The 9219-nt window shown below is 63.3% G+C and carries 9 protein-coding genes, 1 pseudogene and 1 riboswitch; of the genes and pseudogenes, 6 read left to right on the top strand and 4 right to left on the bottom strand.

Annotated elements, in window-relative coordinates; genetic code table 11:
* From EN943_RS31215 to EN943_RS31200, 4 genes and pseudogenes are all read right to left on the bottom strand, one after another.
* Positions 1-510 (bottom strand): annotated as a pseudogene (locus EN943_RS31215) (cobaltochelatase subunit CobN); the annotation flags it as partial.
* Positions 511-528: 18 nt separating this feature from the next.
* Complete coding sequence (gene cobW / locus EN943_RS31210; RefSeq protein WP_127415896.1) at positions 529-1566, bottom strand: cobalamin biosynthesis protein CobW; 1038 nt, start codon at positions 1564-1566, stop codon at positions 529-531.
* Positions 1567-1568: 2 nt separating this feature from the next.
* Positions 1569-1997: a DUF1636 family protein gene (locus EN943_RS31205; RefSeq protein ID WP_127415895.1), complete on the bottom strand. Its 429-nt coding sequence runs from the start codon at positions 1995-1997 to the stop codon at positions 1569-1571.
* Positions 1998-2035: 38 nt separating this feature from the next.
* Positions 2036-2240: riboswitch (cobalamin riboswitch) on the bottom strand.
* Between the two features lie 30 nt (positions 2241-2270).
* Positions 2271-3470: a winged helix-turn-helix domain-containing protein gene (locus EN943_RS31200; RefSeq protein ID WP_127415894.1), complete on the bottom strand. Its 1200-nt coding sequence runs from the start codon at positions 3468-3470 to the stop codon at positions 2271-2273.
* A gap of 328 nt (positions 3471-3798) precedes the next feature.
* Here EN943_RS31200 and EN943_RS31195 point away from each other — a divergent pair, with 328 nt between their 5' ends.
* Genes EN943_RS31195 through nuoF form a run of 6 tightly spaced genes read left to right on the top strand, consistent with a single transcriptional unit; the run spans position 3799 to position 9130 of the window.
* Complete coding sequence (locus EN943_RS31195) at positions 3799-4164, top strand: NADH-quinone oxidoreductase subunit A (protein ID WP_010910112.1); 366 nt, start codon at positions 3799-3801, stop codon at positions 4162-4164.
* Positions 4155-4736 (top strand): NADH-quinone oxidoreductase subunit B, encoded by a 582-nt coding sequence (locus tag EN943_RS31190; protein WP_013531090.1) that lies wholly within the window; start codon positions 4155-4157, stop codon positions 4734-4736. Before EN943_RS31195 ends, EN943_RS31190 begins: the two co-directional genes overlap by 10 nt.
* Before the next feature lie 4 nt (positions 4737-4740).
* Positions 4741-5343, top strand: coding sequence for an NADH-quinone oxidoreductase subunit C (locus EN943_RS31185; RefSeq protein WP_127415893.1), 603 nt, complete (start codon positions 4741-4743; stop codon positions 5341-5343).
* The gene (locus tag EN943_RS31180) at positions 5344-6534 is read left to right on the top strand and encodes an NADH-quinone oxidoreductase subunit D (protein ID WP_027034813.1); all 1191 of its coding nucleotides are present in this window, start codon (positions 5344-5346) and stop codon (positions 6532-6534) included. It begins immediately after the preceding gene.
* Positions 6535-7815 carry an NADH-quinone oxidoreductase subunit E gene (locus EN943_RS31175; RefSeq protein ID WP_127415892.1) on the top strand — a complete coding sequence of 427 codons (1281 nt, stop codon included), beginning with the start codon at positions 6535-6537 and terminating at the stop codon, positions 7813-7815.
* Positions 7816-7825: 10 nt separating this feature from the next.
* A complete protein-coding gene (nuoF, locus tag EN943_RS31170; RefSeq protein WP_127293236.1) occupies positions 7826-9130 on the top strand; it encodes an NADH-quinone oxidoreductase subunit NuoF in 1305 nt (434 codons plus the stop codon).
* Positions 9131-9219: the final 89 nt, after the last annotated feature.

Genomic DNA, 9219 nt, shown 5'->3' with positions numbered 1-9219 from the left:
CTCTGCAACAGCCGCATCCTGTCCCGCCAGCCGCGCCAGCCTCCGCACCAGCGCGCTCATATTCGCCGGGCCGCCCTCGCGGAAATAGTCGAGCAGGTCGTCGAGTTCCTGTCGCGGCAGCGTCGAGGCTTCGATCAGGCGCAGATCCTCGTCGCGGCATTCGCCGGGCAGCAGCGCCAGCTTTATGCCGTGTGCGCGGGCGGTCGAGGCGAGCTGGTCGCAGCCGTAGCGCCACCAGTCGTAGCCGCCGAGGATGCGCACGAGGATGATCTTGGCGTGGCGGGCGACGCTGTCGACCCAGAGGTCGACGGACATGGGATGGCGCAGGTCACGCAGTGCGGCCAGTCGCATCGAGGGCAGGCGGTCGGCATCGGCCTTCCACACAGCCGCCAGTCCGGCGAGGTCGCTGTCGGTGAAGGACAGGGCCACGATATCCGCCGGCATCTGCCGCAGATCGACCGGCTCGGCGAGGTCGTCGAGCGAGGCGGATGTCGTGGTGAGGATGTGCATCGCGGCCCGTGTCCGAAATCAGCCGGCGAGTATACGCTCGATCGCCGGGCGGTTCAGCCCCTTGAGGCCGATGACGACGAGGCGCGAACGGCGGTCGTCCTGCGCCGTCCAGGCGCGGTCATAGTAGTGGTTGACGCGCGGCCCGACGGCCTGCAGCAAGAGCCGCATCGGCTTGCCGCCGACCTCGACGAAACCTTTTACCCGCAGCACGTTTTCTTCTTCGGCGACTGTGGCGACACGCTTTGCCAGCTCGTCCGGATTGGCGATCGAGGCAATGTCGACGATGAACGTGTCGAAGTCGTCATGCTCGTGGTCGAATGCGCCGTCATGATGCGACTTGCGGTTTTCGATGTCGTCCTCGACGGCCAGACCGAGCCCGAGCAGCACCGAGGGATCGACCTTGCCATGCGACGTCGGCACGATCTTCACCGCGCGGGCGGAGTGTTCGCCAATGATGGCATTGGCGCGGGCGGTGCCGGCGGCGTCCATCAAATCGCTCTTCGACAGGATGATCAGGTCGGCGCAGGCGATCTGATCCTCGAACACTTCTTCCACCGGATCGTCATGGTCGAGCGTCTCGTCCTCGGCGCGCTGTGCCTGAAGGGCGTCCATGTCGTTGGCGACGCGGCCCTCGGCCAGGGCCGGGCCGTCGACCACGGCGATGACGCCGTCGACGGTCACCCGGCTTTTCACGCTCGGCCACTGGAAGGCCTGGACCAGCGGCTTGGGCAGCGCCAGGCCCGAGGTCTCGATCAGGATGTGGTCGACCCTCGGCGTCAGCGACAGGATCTTGTCAAGCGCCGGCACGAAATCGTCGGCGACGGTGCAGCAGATGCAGCCATTGGCCAGTTCGACGATGTTCTCCTCCGGGCAGGTGTCGATGCCGCAGCCCTTCAAGATCTCGCCGTCGATGCCGATGTCGCCGAACTCGTTGACGATGATGGCAATGCGCTTGCCGCCGGCGTTTTCCAGGAGATGGCGGACCAGCGTCGTCTTGCCGGCGCCGAGGAAGCCGGTGACAACGGTGCAGGGAACGCGGGAGACGGAAGCGGTCATGGTCAGTCCTTCAACAGATCGAGGGGAGGGATGCGGGCAACGAGGCCACGCTTCAGGCTATCGGGACGGCCACGCCAGGGAATGAGACCGTCGGTCGAGGTGGCGAAAAGCTTGGCGCCCGTGACGAGGTCGGCGCCGCTGGTCTCGGTCAGGTCGCCAAAGACATAGCTCCAGCAGCCGTCGCGCAGGATCGCGGCGCTGAGACGCCGCTTGCAATTGCCGAGGCATTCGACGCTGCGGATGCGAATATCGTCGCCAGATGCGGCGCGGCGCGTGTCGTCCGCCAGCAATTCGCCGGCGCGGGGATGAGCGTCGGAGCCGGTCTCATTGCGGCAGGAGGCGCAGACGATGATGGTGACGCCGGCCAAGGCATCATCATGGCTGGACGAAATATCCGCTGTGCCAGCCGAAAAACTGCTGTCGTGGTCCAAAGATCTGGCTCCTTGCCCGGAAACCCGCCGGGCGATCGGATACTAAAGTCGCAGACGGCAGGTCTCCTGGCTCGCGAGTCATCGCCTTGGTAGCCGCCTTCCCGGGAATTCCCAGTGGCTTTCGGCCTTGGCTCTTCGCTTACAGTTGCGGGGACAGCCGCGGATTTGGGATCGAAATCCCGCACCGCATTCCCTCTTAGCCCTTGCCGTTGCGGGCAAGGGACCATCTGGAACCGGATTTAGGCTTTTGCGGGCGGCGGTGTCAACGCGAGCTTACGACGCGGCGATGTCGGCCAGCGCCGGACCCAAATCGCCGGCGGACGTCACTTCGATGCGTTCCAGCCCGAGCCAACCTTGCATCTGCTTCAATTCGTCAAAGAGTTCCACTGCTGTTTCAGGCGGCGCGCCGGGCTCCGCATAGGCCGCATGGACCCGCAGGACGCTGGCAGGCCGGTCGGCTTTGAGGTCGACGCGTGCCACGATCCTGTCGCCGAGCAGGAACGGCAGGACGTAGTAGCCATACTGCCGCTTGTCGGCAGGGGTATAAATCTCGATGCGGTAGTGGAAATCGAACAGGCGCTCCGTGCGCGATCGCTCGAAGACGACAGGATCGAAGGGTGCCAGCAGGGCGCGGGCCTCGACCTTGCGCGGCAGGCGGGCGTCCCGGTGAAGATAGGCCGGCTTGTTCCAGCCTTCGACGCGGACCGGCAGCAGTTCGCCTGTTTCAACCAGTTCCTCCAGCCTGCCTTTCATGTCGGCCGGCGACAGGCGGAAATAGTCGCGCAAATCGCCTGATGTCGCCACGCCGTGGGCGCGGGCCGAGATGCGCAGCAGTTCGCGGTGCGCGTCCTCAGGCGTTGGCACCGGGAGGTCGAGGATCCTCTGCGGCAGCACGCGTTCGGGCAGATCATAGAAGCGCTCGAAACCGCGACGGTGCGCCGTGGTGATGCGGCCGGCCCAGAACAGCCATTCGAAGGCATGCTTGGCGTGGCTCCAGCCCCACCAGCCGCCCGAACCTTTCTGGCCTTCGAGCGCGGAAGCGGCGATCGGGCCGCGCTCGGCGACCTGGCGATAGATCTCTTCGATATAGGCGGCGTGTTCGCGGCCCCATTTGGCGAGGCCCAGATACATCTCATCGCCGCGCTCGGCGCGCTGCATGCGCCAGCGCATCAGCGGGTATGTCTCGACCGGCAGGAAGGAGGCCTCGTGCGCCCAGTATTCGAAAACCGTGCGCTTGCGCGTCACGGCCGCGTTATCGAGCAGCGAGAACGGGTAGGGGCCAAGGCGCGAATAAAGCGGCATATAATGAGCGCGCACCACCGCACTGACGGAATCGATCTGCAACAGGCCGGTGCGGGAGAGCGTGCGGGCAAAATGCCGGCGGTCGGGCGTGCCGGTCGGGCGAGGATCGAGGAAGCCTTGGGCGGCAAGCGCGATGCGCCGGGCCATTGGGAGCGAGATCTTTTCCTTCATGCAGGCATCACTTTGAAGTGTTTTGACCGAGGGTCGAATGGCTGATTCCAACCATGCTAGCAGGGTTTTGCCGGCATCCATGTCAGGAGAGAAAAGTGGAGCTAAAAGGGAAGGAAATCAAACAGGAGCGGATCGGACCAGTTTGCCGCGATATGCCGTCCAGGGCGGTGTTTTGAACAAGGTTTGACTTGCTTCGCTGGAAGTGCTGCGCTAACCCTCGCCGCGTTGCAGCATAGGCCTTAAAACGGTTCAGCGGTTAAACTGTCACGCTTCCGCATTAGGGTTCGGTGCTGTAATCAAAGTGGATTGCGCCAACGGAAAGCCGAGCATGAACGCACTCTTGAGCTCATACCTGCCCATCGTCCTGTTCATAGGCGTGGCGCTGGTTGTCGGCCTGGCGCTGCTGGCCGCGCCCTTCCTGGTGGCCTACCGCAATCCCGATCCCGAAAAGCTTTCCGCCTACGAGTGCGGTTTCAACTCGTTCGATGACGCGCGCATGAAGTTCGACATCCGTTTCTATCTGGTGTCGATCCTGTTCATCATCTTCGACCTGGAAGTGGCCTTCCTGTTTCCGTGGGCGGTTTCGTTTTCGAAGATCGGCATGCTCGGTTTCTGGTCGATGATGGTGTTTTTGGCGGTGCTGACCATCGGCTTTGCCTATGAATGGAAAAAAGGAGCGCTGGAATGGGATTGAACGACAGTTCAGGCACCCTCGTCGCGCCGAAGCCCAAGGGCATCATCGATCCCAACACCGGCAGGCCGGTGGGGGAGGACGATCCCTTCTTCCTCGAGATCAACAACGAGTTGGCCGACAAGGGCTTTCTGGTCACTTCGACCGAGGCGCTCATCACCTGGGCGCGCAGCGGGTCGCTGATGTTCATGACCTTCGGCCTCGCCTGCTGCGCGGTCGAGATGATCCACACCTCGATGCCGCGCTATGATTCGGAGCGGTTCGGTGTCGCGCCGCGCGCGTCCCCGCGCCAGTCCGACATCATGATCGTCGCCGGCACGCTGACCAACAAGATGGCGCCGGCGCTGCGCAAGGTCTACGACCAGATGCCGGAACCGCGCTACGTCATCTCGATGGGCTCCTGCGCCAATGGCGGCGGCTACTACCACTATTCCTATTCGGTGGTGCGCGGCTGCGACCGCATCGTGCCCGTCGATATCTATGTGCCCGGCTGCCCGCCGAGCGCCGAAGCGCTGCTCTACGGCATTCTTCTCTTGCAGAAGAAGATCCGCCGCACCGGCACGATCGAACGGTAAATCCATGACCGCATCCCTGAGCGAACTGTCGAACTATCTCGGCGAGAAGCTGATCGGCCGCGTGAACGAGGCTGATATCGCCTATGGCGAACTCACCGTCCATGTCGAGCCGCGTGATCTGGTCGAGGTGATGACCTTCCTGCGCGACGATGCGCGCTGCCAGTTCATCTCGATCATCGACGTCTGCGGCGCCGACTATCCGTCGCGGCCCAAGCGTTTCGACGTCGTCTATCATCTGTTGTCGCCGAAGCAGAATGTGCGCATCCGCGTCAAGGTGCAGGCCGACGAGGAAACCATGGTGCCGTCGATCACCGGCGTGTTCCCCGGCGCCGACTGGTTCGAGCGCGAGACCTACGATCTCTACGGCGTGCTGTTTTCGGGCCATCCCGACCTGCGCCGCCTATTGACCGATTACGGTTTCGAAGGCCACCCGCTGCGCAAGGATTTCCCGCTGACCGGCTTCGTCGAGGTGCGCTACGACGACGAAGCCAAGCGCGTTATCTATGAGCCGGTCGAGCTCAAGCAGGAATTCCGCAATTTCGATTTTTTGTCCCCGTGGGAAGGTACGGATTACGTGCTGCCGGGTGACGAGAAGGCAAAGCAGTAAATGGCTGAAACCTCGGTCCGCAACTTCAACATCAATTTCGGCCCGCAACACCCTGCGGCGCACGGCGTTTTGCGCCTTGTGCTGGAGCTGGACGGCGAAGTCGTCGACCGCGTCGATCCGCATATCGGACTGCTGCATCGCGGTACCGAAAAGCTGATCGAAGCCAAAACCTATTTGCAGGCGATCCCTTATCTCGACCGGCTCGACTATTGCGCGCCGATGAACCAGGAACACGCCTTCGCGCTGGCGGCCGAGCGTCTGCTCGGCATCGACGTGCCGAAGCGCGGCCAGCTGATCCGCGTGCTCTATTGCGAAATCGGCCGCATCATGTCGCACATCCTCAATGTGACGACGCAGGCGATGGACGTCGGCGCGCTGACGCCGCCGCTGTGGGGCTTCGTCGAGCGCGAAAAGCTGATGGTGTTCTATGAGCGCGCCTCCGGTTCGCGCATGCATGCCGCCTATTTCCGCCCCGGTGGCGTCCATCAGGACCTGCCGCAGAAGCTGGTCGAGGATATCGGCAAGTGGATCGACCCGTTCCTGAAGTCGATCGACGATCTCGATCAACTGCTGACCGGCAACCGCATCTTCAAGCAGCGCAATGTCGACATCGGCATCGTCTCGCTGGAGGATGCCTGGGCCTGGGGTTTTTCGGGCGTGATGGTGCGCGGTTCGGGCGCTGCCTGGGACCTGCGCAAATCCCAGCCCTATGAATGCTATTCGGAAATGGATTTTGACATCCCGATCGGCAAGAACGGCGACTGTTTCGACCGTTACCTCGTGCGCATGGAAGAAATGCGCCAGTCGGCGAAGATCATGCGCCAGTGCGTCGATCTCCTGCTCGGCAAGGAAAGCACCGGCCCGGTGTCGAACCTCGACGGCAAGGTGGTGCCGCCCAAGCGCCAGGCGATGAAGCGCTCGATGGAAGCGCTGATCCATCACTTCAAGCTCTACACCGAGGGTTATCGCGTGCCGGCCGGCGAGGTTTACGCCGCGGTCGAGGCGCCGAAGGGCGAATTCGGCGTCTATCTGGTTTCCGACGGCTCCAACAAGCCCTATCGCTGCAAGCTGCGCGCGCCGGGTTTCGCGCATCTGCAGGCGATGGATTTCCTCTGCCGCGGCCACATGCTGGCCGACGTCACCGCCGTTCTCGGCTCCCTCGACATCGTGTTTGGTGAGGTCGATCGCTAAATGTCAGTCCGCCGTCTCGCAGAAGCCAGCGTCCAGCCAGCATCCTTCGCCTTCAACCGGGCGAATGCCGCGGCTGCGAAGCAATGGATCAAGAAATACCCGAAGGGCCGTGAGCAGTCGGCCATCATCCCGCTTCTGATGATCGCGCAGGAGCAGGAAGGCTGGGTGACGAAGGCGGCGATCGAGACGATCTCCGACATGCTCGGCATGCCGCGCATCCGCGGGCTCGAAGTCGCGACCTTCTACACGCAGTACCAATTGAATCCGGTCGGTACGCGTGCGCACATCCAGGTCTGCGGCACCACGCCCTGCATGCTTCGCGGTTCGGAAGCGCTGATGGATGTGTGCCGCTCCAAAATTCATCACGACCAGTTCCACGCCAACGACAAGGGCACCTTGTCCTGGGAAGAGGTCGAATGCCTTGGCGCCTGCGTCAACGCGCCGATGGTGATGATCTTCAAGGACACGTTCGAGGATCTGACGCCGGAACGCCTGGCTGAAATCATCGATCTCTATGACGCCGGCAAGGGTGCTTCGGTGGAACCTGGGCCGCAGAATGGCCGCACCGGCTCGGAGCCGGCCTCCGGCCTCACCACGCTGAAGAGCGAAAAGGCGATCCTCAAGTCGACCCGCGAAAGGGAAGCCAGAGAGGCAGCCAAGGCCGCCAGGGCTGCGCCCGACGCGATCATCGCAACGCCCGTGCCGGCACCGGCCGCGGCCCCTGTCGCACCGTCCAACACCAGCAAGCCGAAGACCGACGCCCCTGAAACCAGCCCGGCGTTGAAGACGCCTTCAAAAACCAAGGTCGCGCCGGCGGTTGAAAAGGCGGCGAGCGTTGCCGCCCCACTGCATTCGGCGGCCAATGCCAACAAGGCAAACTCCAAAGTCGAGCAGGTTTCCAAGCAGCGCAACGGTCCAACAACCAAGGCCGAACCGGCATCCGCCTTCAAGGCGCCGGAGGTCAAGGTACCGGCAGCCAAGCCGGCCAAACCGTCGCTCGAGGACAAGAACCGCCCGGCCGGCATCGCTAAACCGGCACAGGTCGACGACCTCAAGCTGATCTCCGGCGTTGGCCCCAAGATCGAGGGCATCCTGCATACGCTGGGCATTTTTACCTTCGCGCAGGTCGCGTCGTGGAAGAAGGCCGAGCGCGAGTGGGTGGATGGCTATCTCTCCTTCCATGGCCGCATCGATCGCGACGACTGGGTCAAGCAGGCCAAGGCGCTCGCCAAGGGTGGCGTCGCCGAATACATCCGCGTCTTCGGCAAGAAGCCGGTCTGAGGGACGAAAAATGCTTCAGGACAAAGACCGCATCTTCACCAATATCTACGGCCTGTTCGACAAGTCCTTGGCCGGCGCGATGGCGCGCGGCGCCTGGGACAACACGCCCGGCATTGTTGCCAAGGGGCGCGAATGGATCGTCAACGAGATGAAGGCGTCGGGCCTGCGCGGCCGCGGCGGCGCCGGCTTCCCGACGGGCCTCAAATGGTCGTTCATGCCCAAGCAGAGCGACGGCCGGCCGAGCTATCTCGTCATCAACGCCGACGAATCCGAGCCCGGCACCTGCAAGGACCGCGACATCCTGCGCAACGACCCGCATACGCTGGTCGAGGGCGCGCTGCTTGCCGGTTTCGCCATGGGCGCGATTGCCGCCTACATCTATGTGCGCGGCGAGTTCATCCGCGAGCGCGAGGCGCTGCAGCGCGCGATCGAGGAGGCCTATGAGGCCAAGCTGATCGGCAAGAACAACACCTCCGGCTACGATTTCGACATCTACATGCACCACGGCGCCGGCGCCTATATCTGCGGCGAGGAGACAGCACTCCTCGAAAGCCTCGAAGGCAAGAAGGGCCAGCCCCGGCTGAAGCCGCCATTCCCGGCCAATGTCGGCCTCTATGGCTGCCCGACCACGGTCAACAATGTCGAATCGATCGCGGTTGCGCCGACCATCCTGCGCCGCGGTGCGGCCTGGTTCTCGTCCTTCGGCCGGCCCAATAATGTCGGCACCAAGCTGTTTTGCATCTCCGGCCACGTCAACAATCCGTGCACGGTCGAAGAGGCGATGTCGATCCCGTTCCGCGAGCTCATCGAGACGCATTGCGGCGGCATTCGCGGCGGCTGGGACAATCTTCTGGCGGTCATACCGGGCGGCGCCTCGGTGCCGCTGGTGCCGGCCGAGCAGATCATCGACGCGCCGATGGATTTCGACGCCTTGCGCGACCTCAAATCCGGCCTTGGAACCGCGGCTGTCATCGTCATGGACAAGTCGACCGATGTCGTGAAGGCGATCGCGCGGCTTTCCTATTTCTACAAGCACGAGAGCTGCGGCCAGTGTACGCCATGCCGCGAAGGCACCGGCTGGATGTGGCGGGTGATGGAACGGCTGGTGCGCGGCGAGGCGCAGAAGCGCGAGATCGATATGCTGCTCGACGTCACCAAGCAGATCGAGGGCCATACGATCTGCGCGCTGGGCGACGCGGCGGCATGGCCGATCCAGGGCCTGATGCGGCATTTCCGCGGCGAAGTGGAGCGGCGCATCGACGAGTTTTCGCGCAATGCGCACCGGGCCGAGCCTGTGATGGTGGCGGCGGAATAGAAGAACGTTTTACGCGGACAAAAGTCCGCAGCGAAGGGCGGGGCGAACGAAGAAACGACCAGGAGAACTCTATGGCGCCGTATTCGAAC

This window comes from Mesorhizobium sp. M7A.F.Ca.US.006.01.1.1 (assembly GCF_003997935.1).
Taxonomy (GTDB): domain Bacteria; phylum Pseudomonadota; class Alphaproteobacteria; order Rhizobiales; family Rhizobiaceae; genus Mesorhizobium.
This window is presented reverse-complemented; position numbering and strand designations above follow the sequence as displayed.

Excerpts from the sequence above, each read along its gene's own strand:
- cobW (WP_127415896.1), bottom strand. The coding sequence starts at position 1,566 with ATGACCGCTTCCGTCTCCCGCGTTCCCTGCACCGTTGTCACCGGCTTC.
- EN943_RS31175 (WP_127415892.1), top strand. The coding sequence starts at position 6,535 with ATGTCAGTCCGCCGTCTCGCAGAAGCCAGCGTCCAGCCAGCATCCTTC.
- nuoF (WP_127293236.1), top strand. The coding sequence starts at position 7,826 with ATGCTTCAGGACAAAGACCGCATCTTCACCAATATCTACGGCCTGTTC.
- EN943_RS31185 (WP_127415893.1), top strand. The coding sequence starts at position 4,741 with ATGACCGCATCCCTGAGCGAACTGTCGAACTATCTCGGCGAGAAGCTG.
- EN943_RS31180 (WP_027034813.1), top strand. The coding sequence starts at position 5,344 with ATGGCTGAAACCTCGGTCCGCAACTTCAACATCAATTTCGGCCCGCAA.
- EN943_RS31195 (WP_010910112.1), top strand. The coding sequence starts at position 3,799 with ATGAACGCACTCTTGAGCTCATACCTGCCCATCGTCCTGTTCATAGGC.
- EN943_RS31190 (WP_013531090.1), top strand. The coding sequence starts at position 4,155 with ATGGGATTGAACGACAGTTCAGGCACCCTCGTCGCGCCGAAGCCCAAG.
- EN943_RS31200 (WP_127415894.1), bottom strand. The coding sequence starts at position 3,470 with ATGAAGGAAAAGATCTCGCTCCCAATGGCCCGGCGCATCGCGCTTGCC.